This window comes from Enterococcus casseliflavus (assembly GCF_029215545.1).
Classification (GTDB): domain Bacteria; phylum Bacillota; class Bacilli; order Lactobacillales; family Enterococcaceae; genus Enterococcus_D; species Enterococcus_D casseliflavus.
This window is the reverse complement of record NZ_CP119393.1, coordinates 2,768,116-2,787,425: the sequence shown is the minus strand read 5'-3', so window position 1 is coordinate 2,787,425 and position 19,310 is coordinate 2,768,116. Positions and strand designations below refer to the sequence as shown.

Below are 19,310 nucleotides of genomic sequence, written 5' to 3'. Positions count from 1 at the left end.
GAGGAATTGTTGTGGCAACGATGATGGATTATATACAAGAAGAGCAAGCAACGTTAGTTGAGATCTTGCAGGGGTTTGTTCCTAAAAAAGAAGAAAAAAGAGCTGCAATCGAGAATTTATTGATTTTGGCAACGGGCTCTTCTGCCAATGCCTGTTTAGCAGCAAAGTATGCAATGGAGAAATTAGCGCAGATCACTGTCACGATTGAAGAGCCATACCACTTTAATCATTACGGCCATCTTTCTAAAGAAATCGAGACAGTTTTGGCGGTTTCGCAAAGCGGAAAAAGTGCTTCTACGATAGATGCAGTGGCGCAGTTGTCCAAGCAAGATATTTATACGATCGGTTTAAGCAGCGATCCCGAAAGTCCCCTTGCTCAAAAAGTTAACGAAAGCATTGATCTAGGAACTGGGATCGAGACCGTTGGATTCGTGACAAAAGGATATGTAGCAACGGTATTGCAACTCTATTTAATAGGGGTATCTATTGGTTACAGCAAAGGTATATTATCCGACGACCAAGTGTCGACTATCAAAAGTCAGTTAGGGGAGATGATCGAGGCCATTCCTCAAGTTATCGATAAAACAATTGATTTTTTTGAGAAAAACGCAAGTATTTTTAAACTAGCGAACCGTTTTGTAGCAGTCGGTTATGGACCAAACTGGGGAACCGCTAAAGAATTTGAAACGAAGTTTACCGAAACCCTACGAGTCCCTTCTCAAGGATTTGAATTGGAAGCATATATGCACGGGCCATATCTTGAAGCAAACCATGAACATGTGCTTTTCTTTATTGAAGCTCCTAGTCTAAATCAATCAAGGTCCCAACTATTGCATGATTATATCGCTTCTTATGTGGGAAAAGCTTATACGATTACCACAGCAACGGCAAAAAATTCCGATACACTTGGGCTGGATGTTGCATGTGAAGAAACGTTTTCTTCTTTGCTCTTAGTTATTCCGTTCCAAATTCTCTCCTATCTCGGGGCTGCTGCTAAAGGGATCGATTTGAGTAAACGTATTTTTGATGACTTTGATCAAGTACTAAAAAGTAAAATTTAGAGGTGGAAAAGATGCTGAAATTTAATGAACAACAACAAATTGACGATATTCAAGGAATGTTAGATCTACGTCCAGAAATTGAAAAATTAGTCGATGCCCTTGACGAAAAAGGCTTTGATGCGATCTATTATCTAGGAATTGGCGGTACCTATGCTTCGGCTATGCAAGCAGTTACTTACATCAATGGAAAAAGCGATTTACCAGTTTATGTCCAACATGCGGCAGAATACTATACAACCGGCAACCGTCGTTTGACGAAAGACTCATTAGTCATCTTGTCCTCTGTTACCGGAACCACACAAGAAGTGGTAAAAGCTGTCGCAGAAATCAAAAAAGTAGGAGCGACATTACTAGGATTTATTGATACAAAAGGCAGTATTTTGGCGGAACAATGTGACCTTGTCATCACGTATCCTGCACCGGGAACAGAACAAATCAAATTCTTTATGGTTGCCGATCGATTAATGAAAAACCATGGAGATTTTCCTGATTACGACACCTACTATCGAGAATTGGATCAATATTTAGCAAAAGGATTAGTAGAAGCTGAAAAGCAGGCGGACGAATTTGGGCGAGCATTTGCGGAGAAACATCGTCACGATGCGATGCATTATTTTATCGGTGCGGGAAATCAATGGGGTGCTGTCTATTCTTATGCTATGTGCTATTGGGAGGAGCAAAGCTGGCTGCGTTCAAAATCGATCCATGCTGCTGAGTTTCTTCACGGAACGTTGGAAATCGTTGACGAAACCACACCTGTCACAGTATTTTTAGGAGAAGATGAGCAACGTCCATTATCAGAAAGAGTAGCTAAATTATTGCCAAGAATTTGTGGAAACTATACATTGATCGATACCAAGGACTATCCTATTTCAGGAATCAGTGAGAAATATCGTGGCCGAGTGCTGTCCCACTTATTGATGCATTGTGTGACGCAGCGCATTGATGCCTATGTCGAACAAATGAATTGTCATCCAATGGAAATTCGGCGCTACTATCGCCAATTTGAGTACTGATAGGAAACAGAGCGGAATAGGATCGATAGAAAGATAACCCAAAAGAACACTGAAATATAATGTTTCTATAGAGTGGATAGGGAAGCTACCTTAATAAGAAAAAGTGATCTATTCTTAAATATCATAAATGAAGAACACCTGAATTCATAATTTAACAATGTATAGAGCGTTTCGTTAACCAAATGTTGATGGAACGCTTTTTTGGTATTTATTGGAGGAGCAAAAAGAAAAGAAAAGAAAAAGGGAAAGAATTTGAAAGGACTTAAACAGTTACTAAAATCTAATACCTTCTGGATGATAATAAACTAACGAAGTGCAATTAAGTTAGTTTAAAGTTAACGGGAAAAAGAGGGAGGCTGAATCAAAAGGTTTCTAATATTTGTAAAAAATGGCAGCAATCTATCGTTGAAAGACGTCTGAAAAGTGGGCGTTCTTCCTAAGAAGTTAGACCGAATTATTTTGATTCTTGAAAAGAACATAGCTGAACTACTTAGAAGCGAAGTGTTTTTGGGGGATAGAGATGAGTGTTAAAGATAGTCATGTAATCTTTCGAACAATCAACAGTGAAGAAGAAAACCCTTGTGCATCTTTTCAAGATAATAAAAATAAACAAAAAAATGGAACAGCATAAATGTTTTCGAAATGCTTTCGCACCAACATTTACCTGTTCCGTGGGTTTGGCACCCAATGGGCCGTGAGGGGCTCGAACCCGCGACCCGCTGATTAAGAGTCAGCTGCTCTACCAACTGAGCTAACGGCCCGTACCAAAAGTACTTCATTATCTTAGCACTCCATTGTTGAAAAATCAATCATTCTTTTGAAAAAAATATGCGCTTTTTTCAGTTGGGAAACTGGCGTTATCTTAATAAAACACCATTTGTTTCCCAAATTCAAATGATAGGAAATTCTTAAAAGATTGATCAGATTGCTTTAAAAACTCAGAAAACCGTGATAAAATGTATCTAGTTATCAAAACTAGATGATTAGTTTGTGATAATCTAACCTTCTGTTCGTCAAAATGGAGGATGACATGGAAAAATTACAAGCAGACATGAAAAATTGGGGCAATTCATTGCTGAAATTCCATCTGCCGAGATGGGAAGAATTGCCAACACTGGAACTGTATATGGATCAGGTGATCACATTGATCGATCAATATTTATCGCCGGTGATCCAAACGGAAAAGCATCCGCTATTGACCTCTTCCATGGTCAATAATTATGTCAAAAAAGGGATGATTCCAGCACCAGAGAAGAAACGTTACAATCAAAAGCATCTCGCATTTTTGATTGCGATCACGATGCTCAAGCAAGTGCTGACGATTCCTGAAATAAAGACGGGGATCCTTTTTCAAGGGAAAGTTGTCGGCATCAGAAATGCCTATAATGTATTTTGTGAAGAACAAGAAAAAGCGATCCACCTTGTCGGCAAAGAAGCGATGGGAGAACCCGAACAAATGACGTCGGAACCGATCCCGATTGAATTAGTAGCCATGAAAGGTGCGACGCGTTCCTTTGCCAACAAACTATTGGCAGAAAAAACGATTGAATTAGAAGTCATTTATTTAGACACACATAAAGGAGAAGCCCATGAATAAAGAGAAAATTGCCCTATTAGTTGATTCAGGTACCGATGTTCCCGCACAGATCATGGAGCAATACGGCATGTATATGCTGCCATTGCAAATTATCTACAAGGATCGGACCTATACCGATAAAGTTGATATTACTGCGGAAGAAATCTACGAGCGCTTGCCGCAAGAGATCCCTAGTACCTCGTTACCTGACGGTGCTGCGATCGGGGAAATCTTTGATCGGATCAAAGCCGATGGGTATGAGAAAGTCTTTGCCGTAACCATCTCCAGCGGATTGAGCGGAACGTTTAATGTCGTTCGACTGTTAGGTGAACAACGGACGGATCTTGAGGTTTTTGTACTTGATACGAAAAATATTGGGATCGGTGCAGGGCTGCAAGCGATTCGTGCGGCAGAACTGTTAGAAAAAGGCGTGACTTGGGAAGAATTGCGGGCACAATTAACGAATGAAGTACCGAAAAACAAAGTCTTTTTCAACGTAGCTACCTTAGAGTATTTACAAAAAGGCGGCCGGATCGGTCTTGTCGCATCCATCTTAGGTAATGCTTTGAAATTGAATCCAATTATCTCTTGTAATGAAGAAGGGATCTACTATACGGTCGCAAAATCTCGTGGACGGAAGAAAAGCTTGGACAAAACCGTTGACTTGATCAAGCAATTCATCGGTGATCATCGCCATGTGCGTTTAGCCGTGGCGCAAGGTGATGCACTGCAAGAAGCCAAAGAGATGAAAGCACGATTAGAAGCCGAATTTCCTAAGGTCAAAGAAATCTTATTTGGACAAATCTCTCCCGCGTTAGTCGTCCACACGGGTCCTGGGTTGTTAGGGATCGGTATCCAGCTTTTAGAAGAGTAAAAAAGAAAGGCCCCGTGCCTTTCTTTTTTTGTGCTTTCCTTAAGAATGAGGCGGCGATTTTTGGGAAAGATGAAAAGCCAGTTTAAATAATGTATAATAAGTAAGAAACCAAAAAAAATTGAGGTGACATTTTTGAAAAAGATCCTAGTCGTGGACGATGAGAAACCAATTTCTGATATCGTCAAATTTAATTTAACCAAAGAAGGATATGAAGTATATACCGCCTATGATGGAGAAGAGGCATTAGAAAAAGTAGCCGAGGTCGATCCTGATCTGATTTTGCTTGATCTGATGTTACCAAAAATGGATGGGTTGGAAGTTGCACGGGAAGTGCGCAAAACCCATGACATGCCGATCATCATGGTCACAGCCAAAGATTCTGAAATCGATAAAGTACTAGGCCTTGAGCTTGGTGCGGACGATTATGTAACCAAACCATTTTCAAACCGGGAATTGGTGGCCCGCGTCAAAGCCAATCTGCGTCGCGGCTCGGCAGCTGCGAAGGAAGCAGACGACAATGCCAACAGCGAATTAACGATTGGTGATTTAACCATTCATCCGGATGCCTACATGGTCACTAAAAATGGTGCAGCCATCGAATTGACGCACCGGGAGTTTGAATTGATGCACTACTTGGCAAAACATCTTGGTCAAGTGATGACCCGAGAACATTTATTGCAGACTGTCTGGGGCTATGACTACTTTGGTGATGTCCGAACCGTTGACGTGACGGTGCGCCGTTTGCGTGAAAAAATCGAAGACAGCCCGAGCCATCCAAACTATTTGGTTACTCGTCGCGGAGTGGGCTATTACTTGCGGAACCCAGAACAGGAATAAGCTATGAAAAATAAGGTTCGCTTTTTTCAATCGGTGAACTTCAAAATCGCCCTGACTTTTATCTTGATCTTATTGATTGCGATCCAGATTATCGGGGCGTATTTTATTCGCGAATTGGAAAGAACAACGGTTGATGCCTTCAAACGCGACATGGAGGCACGTGCCAGCACGTTAGTGGTAACGTTAGGCTCTGAATTGAGTCGAATGGATAATGATGACGGTTTAGATTGGGATTCCATGAATGCTTCCTTGAATCGAATCTTAACGAGTACCAACTCATCGGAAATTTTGGAGATGCGGGTGGTGGATGAGCAAGGGATCATTCGTGCAACCACCAATATCAATGATCGTGGCTCGGTGGGAGAAAAAAATGATTACCGTGATTACGATACGAACCGCAGTGAAGTCCTTTATGATGAATCCAGCGGTCAGCGGGTGTTCAATATCGTCCAGTCGATCCAATCACCGACAGGGGATACCGTTTTAGGAACCCTTTATTTACGGAGCAATCTAGAGTCAAAGTACAATGAAGTCAGTACGACGGCGGTCATTTTTGTTACCGCCTCGCTGATTGCGGCAGTGATTTCGATCATTGTGGCACTATTGGTCTCTCGTTCGATTACCCAACCAATTGGAGAGATGCGGGAACAAGCGATTCGCATCGCTAAAGGAGATTATAGCCGCAAGGTCGCGATTCATGGGAAAGATGAATTGGGACAATTGGCGGAAACCTTCAATCAACTAGGGGAACGAATCGAAGAGACTCAAGAGGCGATGGAGTCCGAGCGAAATCGTTTGGATAGTGTCTTATCCCACATGACAGACGGCGTTGTTGCCACCGACCGACGAGGCAAAGTCATAACCATCAATGAGATGGCGATGTCCTTGTTGAATGTCACTAACGAAGAAGCGATCGGGCAGTCGATTTTGACGTTATTGGAAATCGATGAAGAATACACGTTGCGAAAACTTTTGGAAAATCCTGAAGACATGCTTTTGGAACGTCCTAGCAATGATTTGACGGGAACAAATCTGATCTTGCGCATCGATTTCTCCATGATCCGTCGAGAGTCCGGGTTCATTTCCGGTCTAGTTGCGGTAATGCACGATGTCACGGAACAAGAAAAAAATGAGCAGGAACGGCGAGAATTTGTCTCCAACGTTTCCCATGAGTTGCGAACACCTCTAACGAGTATGCGTAGTTACATCGAAGCGCTGAGTGAGGGTGCTTGGAAAGATCCAGAAATTGCACCGAACTTTCTAAAAGTGACCTTGGATGAAACGGATCGGATGATTCGCATGATCAATGACCTATTGAGTTTGTCGCGGATGGATAGCGGCAATTCGCAACTGCAATTGGAATATATCAATTTCAATGAGATGGTTAATTTCGTGTTGGACCGTTTTGACATGATGGTGACGAATGAAAGCAAAAAATATCTGATTCGTCGGGAGTTCACCAAACGAGAATTGTGGGTGGAAGTCGATACGGACAAAATGATCCAAGTGATCGACAACATCATGAATAATGCCATCAAATATTCGCCAGATGGTGGGATTATTACGGTGAAATTGATGGAGACTCATAACAACATCGTCCTTAGCATCAATGACCAAGGACTAGGAATTCCGAAAAAAGATCTCACGAAGATCTTTGATCGTTTTTACCGAGTCGATAAAGCTCGAGCCCGCCAACAAGGAGGTACCGGCTTAGGGTTGGCGATCTCACGTGAAGTCATCAAAGCTCATGGCGGTGCGATTTGGGCGGAAAGTCGAGAAAATCGCGGGTCAACATTTTACATTATGTTGCCGTATGAACCGTATGAGGAGGATTGGTGGGTATGAGAATCTCAGAAAAAATCATTCGAGCAGGTTTAATCGTGATGATCGCATTGAGTTTTTATTTCTCCTATATGATTTGGCTAAATCCGACCGGGTTCAACAATGCCAGCACCGAAACAGATACTGGCGTCAATCCTTCGGTTCAAACGTACAAACAAAAAAGCGATTTGTTTTTGCCCCTATATCTAACATGGAATGATGAAGAGGATATCAAAGAAACCAACTCTGAAGCGGTGATTCGAGAGATCCAAGAGGTGATCAACGAGGCAACGATCAGTGATTTGACCCTGCGAACCTATGGTGAAGAACAGGCTTTTTCGAAAGCCCAAGAGGTCGATCAAGGAATATCCTTAAACTACTATACGACATTTTACTTGAAAGATTACGAGAAAACCTTTGATAAAGAACTGTCCTTAGAGGACGAAAGTGAAACAGAGGATTTTCCGTTTTCTCGCATCCAGTTTGATCTCGAAGAAAATACGATCCAATTTGTTGACTTTACCCATCAACGAGTAGTTCGAGGCAAGATCGACTGGGATAAAAGCCAAGTAAAACACTTGCTAGCAGACAATCCTCGGGAATGGACGGCAATGAGGACTGATCAAGAACGATCTAGCAATCAATACTATACGCAGGATTCGATCAAGCTAAAAAAATACAGCTACTATTCTTCGACACAGTCTCAGAGTTTGTTCCGAGAAGCCTTTTTCAGCAATCCTAAAAATGTCAAGATCAACGACGAAAGTGTCGATACCTACTATTATGAAGGTGGGCAAAACATGACGGTCTTGCAAGATCAGCAGCAAGTCAAGTTTGAAACCACCACAGACGGTTCCGATGAAATGGATCTGGCAATGTTGAGTGCGGATTACATTATTCGTCTAGGCAATAACTTTGGGACGATCCGCTATTTTGATCAACAAGACAAACACTTGGATTATCGGGTTTTCGTCGAAGGCTATCCAGTCTTTAGTACTGGCGGCCAAGGGGTGATCAGTGTCGCTTTTTCAGAAAGTGGTCAGACCGGCAGTCGTGAAATGACGATTTCTGCCAGCTTGAATGCGATCCAAGTGCCGATTCCTTCTGAAACGGAGATTGAATTGCCTTCTAGTTTGTCAGTCAAAAATGATTTGATTGCGGCAGGGGCTGACCCAGCGTTGTTGCAACAGATCATCGTCGGCTATCAGTGGGGGGAGATCAAAGATGCACCACTGGTTGATTTGACGCCTGCTTGGTATGTCAATTATGACTCGTCTTGGATTAGCTATGATGCATTAATGACAAAATTAGCAGAAACGGAGGAGAATTAATTGGATTTTAAACGAATCGAATGGATTTTTTTCCTCGCTTTTCTTGGTCTGAATGTCTTTTTATTCAATGTTTATAGTGAGGCTCGCAGCGAGCATCAGATGGTTTCACAATCAAACCAAACGATTCCTATCGAACAACGACTCGATTCTGAGGACATTCGGTATTCTGGTGAATTATCAGACGAGGTCTTGAGTGGCTATTATTTGAGCGGTGAACAGACGGATTTTGAGGCAGAACTACGAAATCCGCAACTCAATACTCAGTTCAAAAGAGGGTCGACGGTCAAAGGGCAGCAGTTGATCCATGTCTCAACCAATGGCTTTTATATCAGTGATGATTCTCAAACGGAAGAAACCGTCAATGGTTTCTTGCAACGTAAAGACCAAGTCCTGTTTGGGGATGAATATGACTATTTGGAAAACCTCTCTGTCTTGAACGCCAATCATCCGACGGTGGTGGCGGTCCAGTCGTATGAAGGCATTCCTTTCAATGACAGCTCAAGTCGGATCGATATCACCTTAGAACAAACGGATGATCTACTGCAGATTGCCCGTTATACGCAAACACATATCTCCAATATTACGCCTCTAAGGGAAAAGATGACGGTCTATTCAGAAAAAGAAGCAGTAAATACGCTTTATCTGAACAACAAGCTGCCAAGTCACTCGAAAATTCTCTGGACGGAATTAGCCTATACGATGATTTTGAAGGTTAGGGAAAAAAACGTGTATATTCCTGCATGGTTTATTGCTTTCCAATTAGATGGCGATGACACCATCCAAATCGAAACGGTCAATGCCTTCAGCAATCGGATCATCACGAATAATGCCGTTCAAAAGGTAGAAAATCCATAAAAAAGCGGGTATAATGGAACTCGTTGAAACAACCAGAGAGGAAGTCACGTAAACCATGATGAAGGAAAATGCCTTTCAAGTAAGTATTCTAGCCAGCGGAAGCTCAGGGAATTCGCTCTATATCGAAAGCAATAAAAAGCGGATCTTAGTGGATGCCGGTTTGAGCGGCAAGAAGATCACTTCATTATTGGATGAAGTAGGGCGCAAACCAGAAGACTTGGACGCCATTCTTGTGACCCACGAACATCGGGACCACATCCACGGTGTTGGAGTACTGGCACGAAAATACAAACTTGATGTCTATGCGAATACAAAAACATGGCAAGCGATGGATCCAATGATCGGTAACGTCGCTGTCGAGCAAAAACATATCTTTGAAATGGGAAAAGTGCTGACCTTGGGTGACTTGGACATTGAAAGCTTTGGCGTCTCTCACGATGCTGCAGCGCCGCAATTTTATCGTTTCCATAAAGACGGCAAATCATTCGTGATGTTGACGGATACCGGTTATTGCAGCGATCATGTGCGAGGCATCATCAAAGGCGCCGATGCATACCTTGTAGAAAGCAACCATGACCTAGAAATGTTGCGAATGGGTCCTTATCCATGGAGTCTCAAGCAGCGGATTCTTGGAGATCGCGGTCACTTATCGAATGAAGATGGCGCACTTGTCATGACGGATATCTTGACCGACAACACCAAACGGGTCTATCTTGGTCATTTAAGTAAAGAAAACAACCTGAAAGAGTTGGCGCACTTAACGATGGTCAACACCATGAAAGAACATGATCTAGGTGTTGGAGAAACGTTTGAAGTCTTTGATACCGATCCTGACAAAGCGACGGAATTATTTGCGATCTAATCGATCATCAGAGCGATGAATTTGTTGGGTGGAGGCAGTGGGATGTTTGATGAAGAAAAAATCAAGACTTTGAACGAGCTTGAAATGGCAGTTTATAAATACATTGTCCAGCATTTTGAAGAGATCGATCAGCTGACGATTCGCGAATTGTCAGCTGCATGCCACGTCTCAACGTCGACGATTTTACGATGTATCACGAAATTGGGCTATCGTGGATATTCAGAGTTAAAGTATGCAATCTGTCAAAAAAAGGAACAAGACGCACGAGCGTTTGATCTTTTCTATGATGCAACGATTCAAGTCAATACATTCTTAAAAAAAGTCAATAATGAAGATTACCGTAAGTTTATCCAACCGGCAGTAGAATTGATTCTTTCCGCACGCCATGTGGCGTTTTCCGGTATCGGCACAAGCGGCATTCTGGGCACCTATGGCAGTCGCTATTTTGCCAACTTAGGCATTAATGCTTATAGCATCGTTGATCCCTTTTTGCCAGTACCGTCTCGTGGAATGGAAAATACGTTAGCGATCATTTTATCGGTGTCGGGTGAAACCATTCAAATGATCAAGCAAACGGAAGACTTCAAACGCTATGGAGCAAAAGTACTCAGCATCACCAATGATGAAAAATCGACGATCGCCCAAATGGCGGACTACAATATATCGTATTATATGCCCGTCGTAAGTGGCGGAAAAGAAGTCGATTTGAACCTGACAACGCAAGTCCCGGTGATTACACTGATCGAACTTTTAGCCCATCAAGTCTACAAGCAAATCTAAGCGATCGTAAAAAAACAGCTTCGGCTGTTTTTTTTGTTGGAACATGTTTCATAACTTAGAAAAGCTATAGGCAAGGGGAATATTATCCATTAAGATTTATTTGTAAGCGAATTCACTGGCCGGTGGATGGAATTTTATTTTAGGAGTGATGTGAGATGAACGAATGGATCAATGAGAAATTATTACCCCCAATATTAAAATTTGTTAATACGAAAGCAATCACTGCATTAAGAAACGGTATGCTTTATACGATGCCCTTTTCAATCGTAGGATCGATTTTCTTACTGTTAGCAAACTTTCCCGTCCAGTCGATTGCGGATTGGGTAACGAATAGCGGCTTAGGTGAATACTTCAACCAAGCCTATGGCGCCTCTTTTGCAATTATGGCCTTTTTCGCCGTAATGGGCATCGCCTATTCGTATGTAAAAGCAGAAGGTTACGAAGGACTCCCTGCAGGAATGATTGGTTTAGTTATTTTCTTATTAACTATGGAGTCAAGTGTAACGGATGCTGAAGCAAATGTGACCATCGCAAATGTCATTGATAAAACATGGACTGGTGGACAAGGCATGATCAGTGCCATCTTAGTAGGGCTTTTTGTGGGTTGGGGCTATACTTGGTTCTTAAAACGCGACATCCGGATCAAACTGCCAGAACAAGTACCCACCAATGTTGCAAACTCATTTACAGCGTTGATTCCGGCAGCTGTTTTGACGACCATCGCATTAGGCATTTATGTTTTCTTTGATAAAGTCTTTCAGACAACCGTGGTCGAATGGATCTACACCGTGATTCAAAGTCCAATGCAAGGTGTGACGGATTCTCTTGGCGGTGCAATGATGCTAGGCTTCTTAGTACCATTCTTGTGGTTCTTCGGGGTTCATGGTTCGACGATCGTGGGCGGCATCATGGGGCCGATTTTACAAGCCAATTCATTAGCAAATACGGCTATTCTTGAATCTGGTAAAGCATTGACATTGGAAAATGGCGGACACATCGTGACCCAACAGTTTTTAGATCAATTTATGACGGTAACTGGTGCAGGAATGACAATTGGCATCGTGCTATACATGGTGGCTTTTGCCCGTTCAGCGCAGTTCAAACAATTAGGACGTCTCTCCTTGATTCCGGCATTCTTTAATATCAATGAACCAATTATTTTTGCGACACCGATCGTCATGAACCCAATCATGGTATTACCATTTATTTTGACACCGATGGTTTCAGGCGTGATCACGTATTTTGCACTTTATACCGGTATCGTACCGCTATTTACTGCTGTGCAAGTTCCCTGGACGACTCCGCCGATCATTTCAGGTTTTCTAGTAGGTGGCATTCGGACCGCTATCTTACAATTTGTTGTTTTAGCAATCGGCTTCTTTATTTACTATCCTTTCATTCGTAAGGTCGATAGTTTGAACTATAAACAAGAAACAGAGATCGTTTAATACCAAGGAAGCAGGTTGAATAGAAATGAATAAACTAAGAAGCGATTTTTTATGGGGTGGCGCAGTCGCTGCTCACCAATTGGAAGGCGGCTATCGTGCGGGTGGAAAAGGCGTGAGTGTCGCTGATGTCATGACTGTCGGAGGCAACGGAATTCCTCGCCGAATCACGGAAGGGATCCAACCGGGCGAAAGCTATCCCAATCATGAAGCGATCGATTTTTATCATCGGTATCCTGAAGACATCAAGCTTTTTGCCGAATTAGGGTTGAAGTGCTTCCGAACATCGATTGCCTGGACCCGTATTTTTCCAAAGGGGGATGAGCGCGAGCCGAATGAGGAAGGCCTGGCCTTTTATGATCAATTATTCGATGAGTGTTTACGCTATGGCATTGAGCCAGTCATTACCCTGTCTCACTTTGAAATGCCTTATCATTTAGTGACCGAATACGGAGGTTGGCGTAACCGTAAGTTGATCGATTTGTTTGTCCGCTTTGCAGAAGTTTGTTTTACGCGCTATCAAAAGAAAGTGAAGTATTGGATGACCTTCAATGAAATCAATAATCAAGCAAACTATAAAGAAGATTTTGCGCCATTTACCAATTCTGGTCTGTTCTTTACGGAAGGAGAAGACCGAGAAAAAGTCATGTACCAAGCAGCTCATTACGAGCTCGTTGCCAGTGCAAAAGCGGTGGCGCTAGGACATGCGATCAATCCTACGTTTCAAATCGGATCGATGATCGCGATGTGCCCAATCTATCCGTATTCTTGCGATCCCAAAGACATGATGACAGCCGCGGTGGCCATGCAACGGCGCTATTGGTTTTCAGATGTTCATGCCCGTGGGCACTATCCGAGCTATATGCGCAGCTATTTTGAAAGAAAACAATTTGATTTAGATATCACCCCTGAAGATGAAGCAGCTTTGGCAAAAGGTTGTGTTGACTACATTGGTTTTAGCTACTATATGTCTTTTGCGATCAAAGGCAAGGAGAATGATCCAACCTATGACTATGATGAGAGCCAAGATCTGGTGGACAATCCCTATGTCGATGCTTCTGAATGGGGCTGGCAGATTGATCCCGTAGGCTTGCGCTATGCCATGAACTGGTTTAACGAACGCTACGAATTGCCGCTTTTCATTGTAGAAAATGGCTTTGGTGCGGTGGATACGGTGGAAGAGGATGGACAGATCCACGATGACTACCGTATTGACTACCTAAAAGCCCATATCGAAATGATGAAAGAAGCAGTAGCTTATGATGGCGTCGACTTATTAGGTTATACACCGTGGGGCATCATTGACTTGGTTTCTGCGGGGACAGGGGAAATGAAGAAACGCTATGGTGTGATCTATGTGGACAAAGACAATGAAGGAAATGGAACCCTTGCTCGTCGGAAGAAAGATTCATTTGCATGGTATCAGCAAGTGATTGCGTCCAATGGCACGAAGGTATAAAGAAAAAAACGTTACGCAAAATTTCGGCTCTTTGTCAATAAGGACTGATGAGTTGTGCAAAATCAAATCTGGGTCAGAATGAACCACATTCTGGCTCAGATTTTTTGTTATCTTACATTGATTAATTGATTGATCAAAAAGATTCTAATTCTCATGTTCTCGAATGATTTAAATCCGTAGGATACTCGTTTCATTGTCTTTATGTGGGTATTCTTCGCTTCTATTTTTCCATTGGAATAAGGATAGATCATTGCGTTGGTGATGCCTTCTTCATGGGTAAGAAGGTTTTGAAGCTTTTCCCGAAAGCTGTCATCTAACGTTTCGGGAAGTTCTGCCAATAAGGAGAAAAATAAGTCAGGGTCTTTGTCTCGAAAGGCTTCAACTAATTCATGAAAAAAGGGATACGCCTCCTTTAGGGGCGGAGAAAACTCAAGCAATCGATCAATCATCATTGCTTCAGTAAGAAATGGGTATTTTGGTGCTCGGAAACTTTTCCATGTTTTGTATTCATAATGGTTGATGTTTGCACGATTTTTTAGCAAAAAGCGCCAGTTCTTTTTCAGTTTTTCTGCATGGCTTTTCTGTCCGGCTTTACGAAGTTCATTCATTTCACGGATACGCAACTCATTGAACGCTTGATTCATGTGTTTGACAATATGAAACCGATCAATCACTACTTTCGCATTTGGCAGAACACGTTTGGTGAGCTGGAAGTAGGCGGCGTTCATGTCTGTCACCAAGAATTCTACTTCTTCCGGATTGGTACAACCTAAGAAATAACTTGTTAATCGGGGTAATTTACGCGTAGGCAAAACATCTATTAGTTTTCCTGTTTCGCCATCTGCGCAAATAAAGCTCATTTTATCTTCTATGGAAGCATGCGAACGAAATTCATCAACCATCAATACTCTTGGGAGAATCTTCTTAGATTGCTTTGGTAAATAGCTTTTAAACTCTTTCAATGTACGAATAACGGTGGTCAAAGATACCTGACAGCTTTTCGCAATAAAAGATAAAGATACTTTTTCAGTCAGTAAAGAAGCAATTTTATATCTAACATGATTTGCGATTGAATGTCTGGGTTGGACAAAATAACTTTGAGCAGTCCAATGGGTGCGACAGTTTTTACAGGTATAGCGCTGCTTTTTTAGGCGCATAATCAAAGGCATATGATTGTATTGTTCAAAACGGACAATCGTTTCCTTCTTCCCATTTTTCACTATAATTGCTTTCCCGTTTCCATCTACCACAGTAGAACCACAACTTCTACAAGCACGAGGAGTAGGCGAGAGAACAGCATCGACGACCAACGTCTTTTTCTTCTGAAGGGTCTCGTAAGAGACCTCTGTAATCATCAAATCTTTCTCTATTATTCTCAGCATTTTTTTGATAGAATCATTCATATAGCATATCGTCCTCTCAGTTGTTTATTTTGTGGTGATTTAATCATACTAGAGAACGATATGTTTTTTAATACCTAAAATGAAAATGGGGCTGAAGAATTAATTCTGATTCATCAGTCCCATAAATTATAGAGCCAAAATTTCTGCGTAGCGTTTTTTCTTTAGGGCATTTGGATATAGCCGTAATGAAGCAATAACTGAATAATAATAACTAAAGTGTTCATTCCCACATGGGTGATCATGGAAGTCCAAATACTGCCGGTCAAAGCATAAAGCCCAGAAAAGAACAGTCCTAAGAAAATATAGACTAAGAGATGATTGTCATTGTGGGCAAAGGCAAAGGCTACGGCGCTGACCACTACACCGACCCATACATTGCTGTATTTCCCAATGATGCCAACTAAGGCTCTGCGGAAGACAAATTCTTCCATAATTGGCCCACCGACCATTGCTGCGAGAGCAAAGAGTGGGTTTTGCACCACGATGGCAATGATGTTTTCGGTATTTTGCGAAGCGCTGACTTCTCCGAAAAAGGATTCGATAAAGATGGCTAGATTTTGCAACAAAATCGCTGCGACAATGCCTGTTAGCCCGTAAATAAGAATCGCTGAGACTTTGGTTTTTTTGTGCTCAAACGATAGCGGTTCTGTTTGTTTGAAATACAAGAAAAACATGATCGCTGCACCAGCTAAGTAACCGATCGTTGTTGCTGCTACTTGATGTCCGCTAGGGACGAAGGCGATCGGTAGAAAAAAGACGATGCCGTAAGTAAGAATCGTGGACAAAGAATATTTTGATAAAGACATAGTTGTTTCCTCACACTCCTTTGCTTCATTATAGACTAGGTTGCTTCTAGAAACAAAAAATCCTACTATATTTATCAATCAATTAGAAATGCAAAAAAAATTTAGCAAAAGGCTTGCAAAAATTTGGGAAAATGAGTAATATTGAAACTGTAAGTTAGCACTCGATACAAGAGAGTGCTAATGCTAAATTCTATAACATTCATTGGAGGGATTTATCGTGTTAAGACCATTAGGTGATCGTGTGATTATCGAAGTCGCAAAAGAAGAAGAAAAAACTGTAGGCGGAATCGTGCTTGCATCAGCAGCAAAAGAAAAACCACAAACGGGTACCGTTATTGCAGTCGGCGAAGGACGCACGCTCGAAAACGGTGAAAAAGCTCCTGTTGCTGTCAACGTTGGCGAACAAGTAATGTTCGAAAAATACGCTGGCACAGAAGTGAAATATGAAGGAACAGAATATTTGATCGTTGCTGCAAAAGATATCATTGCAGTAGTAGAATAAGAAAAATAAAAAATACTTGAGGTGATGAAATCATGGCAAAAGAAATCAAATTTGCGGAAGACGCACGCGCAGCAATGCTTCGTGGGGTAGATAAATTAGCAGATACAGTAAAAGTAACCTTAGGCCCTAAAGGTCGTAACGTGGTTTTAGAAAAATCTTACGGTTCACCATTGATCACAAATGACGGTGTAACGATCGCTAAAGAAATCGAATTAGAAGATCATTTTGAAAACATGGGCGCAAAACTTGTTTCTGAAGTCGCTTCAAAAACAAACGATATCGCTGGTGACGGAACAACGACTGCTACGTTATTGACACAAGCAATCGTTCGTGAAGGATTGAAAAATGTCACCGCTGGTGCGAACCCATTAGGTATTCGTCGTGGGATCGAAATGGCAACAAAAGTGGCTGTAGAAGAGCTACACAACATTTCATCAATCGTTGATTCAAAAGAAGCAATCGCACAAGTTGGTGCTGTTTCTTCTGGTAGTGAAAAAGTTGGTCAATACATCGCTGATGCAATGGAAAAAGTCGGCAATGACGGTGTTATCACTATTGAAGAATCAAAAGGGATCGAAACAGAATTAGATGTTGTGGAAGGAATGCAATTTGATCGTGGTTACTTATCACAATACATGGTAACTGACAACGATAAAATGGAAGCAGCGTTAGAAAATCCATACATCTTGATCACTGACAAAAAAATCTCTAACATCCAAGATATCTTGCCATTGTTAGAACAAATCTTACAACAATCAAAACCATTATTGATCATCGCTGATGACGTTGATGGCGAAGCATTACCAACACTTGTATTGAACAAAATCCGTGGAACATTCAACGTTGTCGCAGTGAAAGCACCAGGATTTGGTGACCGTCGTAAAGCAATGCTAGAAGACATTGCGATCTTAACTGGTGGTACAGTGATCACTGAAGACTTAGGTCTTGAGTTGAAAGATGCAACCATCGATAACTTAGGTCAAGCCAGCAAAGTGGTTGTGGATAAAGACAACACAACAATCGTTGAAGGTGCTGGTGAAAAAGAAGCAATTGACGCACGCGTTCAATTGATCAAAAACCAAATCGCTGATACAACTTCTGACTTTGACCGTGAAAAACTACAAGAACGCTTAGCAAAACTTGCTGGTGGGGTTGCTGTGATCAAAGTTGGGGCACCAACTGAAACTGAATTGAAAGAATTGAAATTACGTATTGAAGATGCATTGAATGCAACACGTGCCGCTGTTGAAGAAGGCATGGTCTCAGGTGGGGGAACTGCCTTAGTCAATGTCATCAACAAAGTTGCAGAAATCGAAACAGATGGCGATGCAGCAACAGGTGTCAAAATCGTTTTACGTGCCTTAGAAGAACCAGTTCGTCAAATTGCTGAAAACGCAGGCTACGAAGGTTCAGTCATCATCGATAAATTGAAAAACGCTGACTTAGGCGTTGGTTTCAATGCAGCAACTGGCGAATGGGTAAACATGCTAGAAGCTGGGATCGTTGACCCAACGAAAGTGACGCGTTCTGCATTACAAAACGCAGCTTCTGTTGCCGCATTATTATTAACAACTGAAGCAGTCGTTGCCGACAAACCAGAACCAGCAGCGCCAGCAGCTCCTGCAATGGACCCATCAATGGGTATGGGCGGCATGATGTAAGCAAGCCCTGAGAACTCCTCTTTTGAGGGGTTCTTTTTTTGCATATCTTTTAAAACAAAATTGGAATCAAGAAAAATTTGCCTTTGCCCGATTGGGCCTTTATTCGTAAGCTTTATAAAAATCAGTAATGGATAAGCCGTATGATGAATATTTTCAGAATTAATAGTGGAAAAAGGCTTGCTTAGAAAAATTGCCTTTAACAAAGAATAATAAAATCCTGTGAGAAAAGATAGGCGAGGATAAGCGGATAAATAGAAAAGAAAAAGGGCAAAAGTTTTATGTATCAAAACTATTTGTTGTTTTCCATGTTATTTAGTGGTGTTTTTTTAACATATAATTCAAAAATTACATGTTAGGTGGAAACACATGTCTGTTGATGTTATGCTTACAATTATTGTTCCTGTCTATAATACGGAGAAGCATTTGGACCGGTGTATCGACACAATTTTAAAAAATTTATTCACAAATTTTGAATTGCTGCTTATCGATGACGGCTCCACTGACAGCAGTTTAGAGATTGTAAGTCAAAGAGCAAAACAAGATCCAAGAATTAGAATAATATTCAAAGCAAACGAAGGCGTCTCAAAGACAAGAAATCTAGGAATTCAAACAGCTTTAGGTAAATTCGCCATGTTTATTGATAATGATGATTATATAGAAGAAAATTATATCAGTACGTTTTTAAACAAATACTTAAAAGGAAATTCTCATTTGGTCATTGGTGGGTATAGGAGAGTTAATGACTAAAAAGTGTTGTTCTCAGATTATCCTCGTGACAGCAATTGGGGAAAATATGTCGTTTTATCGCCGTGGGCTAAAATATATGACAGAAAATTTCTAATTAAACATAATATTTACTTTTTAGATTATTCTATAGGCGAAGCTGTCTATTTTAATTTGCAAGTATTTAGCATAACAAATAAAATAGTCGCTTTAAATTATGTTGGTTATAATTGGTATTAAAATGGTGCTAGTATTTCTAACACTTGTCAAAAGGTATTTAGTCAAGATATTGAAATTT

General features: G+C 41.4%; 17 protein-coding genes and 1 tRNA gene. 15 read left to right on the top strand and 3 right to left on the bottom strand.

The genetic code is table 11. The features are described 5' to 3' along the window. The first annotated feature begins 20 nt into the window (after positions 1 to 20). Both P0G38_RS13310 and P0G38_RS13305 read left to right on the top strand, forming a co-directional pair. Positions 21 to 1,061, top strand: coding sequence for an SIS domain-containing protein (locus P0G38_RS13310; RefSeq protein ID WP_175496524.1), 1,041 nt, complete (start codon positions 21 to 23; stop codon positions 1,059 to 1,061). Positions 1,062 to 1,072: 11 nt separating this feature from the next. After that, positions 1,073 to 2,077 carry an SIS domain-containing protein gene (locus tag P0G38_RS13305; protein ID WP_074934988.1) on the top strand — a complete coding sequence of 335 codons (1,005 nt, stop codon included), beginning with the start codon at positions 1,073 to 1,075 and terminating at the stop codon, positions 2,075 to 2,077. A gap of 688 nt (positions 2,078 to 2,765) precedes the next feature. Here the strand turns inward: P0G38_RS13305 and P0G38_RS13300 are convergent. After that, a tRNA-Lys gene (locus tag P0G38_RS13300) sits at positions 2,766 to 2,838 on the bottom strand. Between the two features lie 269 nt (positions 2,839 to 3,107). On the opposite strand from P0G38_RS13300, the gene P0G38_RS13295 reads away from it, so the two are divergent. The 10 genes from P0G38_RS13295 (at position 3,108) to P0G38_RS13250 (ending at position 13,917) form a co-directional block, all read left to right on the top strand. Next, the gene (locus P0G38_RS13295) at positions 3,108 to 3,674 is read left to right on the top strand and encodes a DUF1836 domain-containing protein (RefSeq protein WP_034858210.1); all 567 of its coding nucleotides are present in this window, start codon (positions 3,108 to 3,110) and stop codon (positions 3,672 to 3,674) included. After that, positions 3,667 to 4,527 (top strand): DegV family protein, encoded by an 861-nt coding sequence (locus tag P0G38_RS13290; protein ID WP_005225280.1) that lies wholly within the window; start codon positions 3,667 to 3,669, stop codon positions 4,525 to 4,527. Before P0G38_RS13295 ends, P0G38_RS13290 begins: the two co-directional genes overlap by 8 nt. Positions 4,528 to 4,659: 132 nt before the next feature. After that, a complete protein-coding gene (yycF, locus tag P0G38_RS13285; RefSeq protein WP_010747607.1) occupies positions 4,660 to 5,364 on the top strand; it encodes a response regulator YycF in 705 nt (234 codons plus the stop codon). Positions 5,365 to 5,367: 3 nt separating this feature from the next. Further along, complete coding sequence (walK, locus tag P0G38_RS13280; RefSeq protein WP_008377228.1) at positions 5,368 to 7,209, top strand: cell wall metabolism sensor histidine kinase WalK; 1,842 nt, start codon at positions 5,368 to 5,370, stop codon at positions 7,207 to 7,209. Further along, positions 7,206 to 8,516, top strand: a complete 1,311-nt coding sequence (locus tag P0G38_RS13275; protein WP_005237392.1) for a YycH family regulatory protein — start codon at positions 7,206 to 7,208, stop codon at positions 8,514 to 8,516. Before walK ends, P0G38_RS13275 begins: the two co-directional genes overlap by 4 nt. Next, positions 8,517 to 9,371 (top strand): two-component system regulatory protein YycI, encoded by an 855-nt coding sequence (locus P0G38_RS13270; RefSeq protein ID WP_005237391.1) that lies wholly within the window; start codon positions 8,517 to 8,519, stop codon positions 9,369 to 9,371. A 55-nt stretch (positions 9,372 to 9,426) separates the two neighbouring features. Then, entirely contained in the window at positions 9,427 to 10,233 is an 807-nt protein-coding gene (locus P0G38_RS13265) for an MBL fold metallo-hydrolase (RefSeq protein WP_005237390.1), read from the top strand. A gap of 42 nt (positions 10,234 to 10,275) precedes the next feature. Further along, positions 10,276 to 11,013 carry a MurR/RpiR family transcriptional regulator gene (locus P0G38_RS13260; protein WP_008377233.1) on the top strand — a complete coding sequence of 246 codons (738 nt, stop codon included), beginning with the start codon at positions 10,276 to 10,278 and terminating at the stop codon, positions 11,011 to 11,013. 155 nt (positions 11,014 to 11,168) lie between these two features. Next, a complete protein-coding gene (locus P0G38_RS13255) occupies positions 11,169 to 12,461 on the top strand; it encodes a PTS sugar transporter subunit IIC (protein WP_005237388.1) in 1,293 nt (430 codons plus the stop codon). A 25-nt stretch (positions 12,462 to 12,486) separates the two neighbouring features. Further along, positions 12,487 to 13,917 (top strand): 6-phospho-beta-glucosidase, encoded by a 1,431-nt coding sequence (locus P0G38_RS13250; RefSeq protein WP_275851881.1) that lies wholly within the window; start codon positions 12,487 to 12,489, stop codon positions 13,915 to 13,917. A gap of 107 nt (positions 13,918 to 14,024) precedes the next feature. Here the strand turns inward: P0G38_RS13250 and P0G38_RS13245 are convergent, their stop codons facing one another. Both P0G38_RS13245 and P0G38_RS13240 read right to left on the bottom strand, forming a co-directional pair. Further along, on the bottom strand, positions 14,025 to 15,320 hold the full coding sequence (locus tag P0G38_RS13245; RefSeq protein WP_275851878.1) for an ISL3-like element ISEfa11 family transposase: 1,296 nt from the start codon (positions 15,318 to 15,320) through the stop codon (positions 14,025 to 14,027). A gap of 161 nt (positions 15,321 to 15,481) precedes the next feature. Beyond that, positions 15,482 to 16,126: a CPBP family intramembrane glutamic endopeptidase gene (locus P0G38_RS13240; RefSeq protein ID WP_005225290.1), complete on the bottom strand. Its 645-nt coding sequence runs from the start codon at positions 16,124 to 16,126 to the stop codon at positions 15,482 to 15,484. 217 nt (positions 16,127 to 16,343) lie between these two features. Here P0G38_RS13240 and groES point away from each other — a divergent pair, with 217 nt between their 5' ends. The 3 genes from groES (at position 16,344) to P0G38_RS13225 (ending at position 19,036) form a co-directional block, all read left to right on the top strand. Further along, positions 16,344 to 16,628 (top strand): co-chaperone GroES, encoded by a 285-nt coding sequence (gene groES / locus P0G38_RS13235; protein WP_005225291.1) that lies wholly within the window; start codon positions 16,344 to 16,346, stop codon positions 16,626 to 16,628. A 32-nt stretch (positions 16,629 to 16,660) separates the two neighbouring features. Further along, complete coding sequence (groL, locus tag P0G38_RS13230) at positions 16,661 to 18,289, top strand: chaperonin GroEL (RefSeq protein ID WP_005237384.1); 1,629 nt, start codon at positions 16,661 to 16,663, stop codon at positions 18,287 to 18,289. Positions 18,290 to 18,655: 366 nt separating this feature from the next. Continuing rightward, positions 18,656 to 19,036, top strand: coding sequence for a glycosyltransferase family 2 protein (locus P0G38_RS13225; protein WP_275851858.1), 381 nt, complete (start codon positions 18,656 to 18,658; stop codon positions 19,034 to 19,036). The last annotated feature ends 274 nt before the right edge of the window (positions 19,037 to 19,310 follow it).

Bases quoted from the DNA above. Each gene is read 5' to 3' on its own strand.
- P0G38_RS13305 (WP_074934988.1), top strand. From the start codon at position 1,073: ATGCTGAAATTTAATGAACAACAACAAATTGACGATATTCAAGGAATG.
- P0G38_RS13275 (WP_005237392.1), top strand. From the start codon at position 7,206: ATGAGAATCTCAGAAAAAATCATTCGAGCAGGTTTAATCGTGATGATC.
- P0G38_RS13260 (WP_008377233.1), top strand. From the start codon at position 10,276: ATGTTTGATGAAGAAAAAATCAAGACTTTGAACGAGCTTGAAATGGCA.
- P0G38_RS13225 (WP_275851858.1), top strand. From the start codon at position 18,656: ATGTCTGTTGATGTTATGCTTACAATTATTGTTCCTGTCTATAATACG.
- walK (WP_008377228.1), top strand. From the start codon at position 5,368: ATGAAAAATAAGGTTCGCTTTTTTCAATCGGTGAACTTCAAAATCGCC.
- P0G38_RS13255 (WP_005237388.1), top strand. From the start codon at position 11,169: ATGAACGAATGGATCAATGAGAAATTATTACCCCCAATATTAAAATTT.
- P0G38_RS13250 (WP_275851881.1), top strand. From the start codon at position 12,487: ATGAATAAACTAAGAAGCGATTTTTTATGGGGTGGCGCAGTCGCTGCT.
- P0G38_RS13310 (WP_175496524.1), top strand. From the start codon at position 21: ATGATGGATTATATACAAGAAGAGCAAGCAACGTTAGTTGAGATCTTG.
- groL (WP_005237384.1), top strand. From the start codon at position 16,661: ATGGCAAAAGAAATCAAATTTGCGGAAGACGCACGCGCAGCAATGCTT.
- P0G38_RS13290 (WP_005225280.1), top strand. From the start codon at position 3,667: ATGAATAAAGAGAAAATTGCCCTATTAGTTGATTCAGGTACCGATGTT.
- P0G38_RS13295 (WP_034858210.1), top strand. From the start codon at position 3,108: ATGGAAAAATTACAAGCAGACATGAAAAATTGGGGCAATTCATTGCTG.
- P0G38_RS13245 (WP_275851878.1), bottom strand. From the start codon at position 15,320: ATGAATGATTCTATCAAAAAAATGCTGAGAATAATAGAGAAAGATTTG.
- P0G38_RS13240 (WP_005225290.1), bottom strand. From the start codon at position 16,126: ATGTCTTTATCAAAATATTCTTTGTCCACGATTCTTACTTACGGCATC.
- P0G38_RS13265 (WP_005237390.1), top strand. From the start codon at position 9,427: ATGATGAAGGAAAATGCCTTTCAAGTAAGTATTCTAGCCAGCGGAAGC.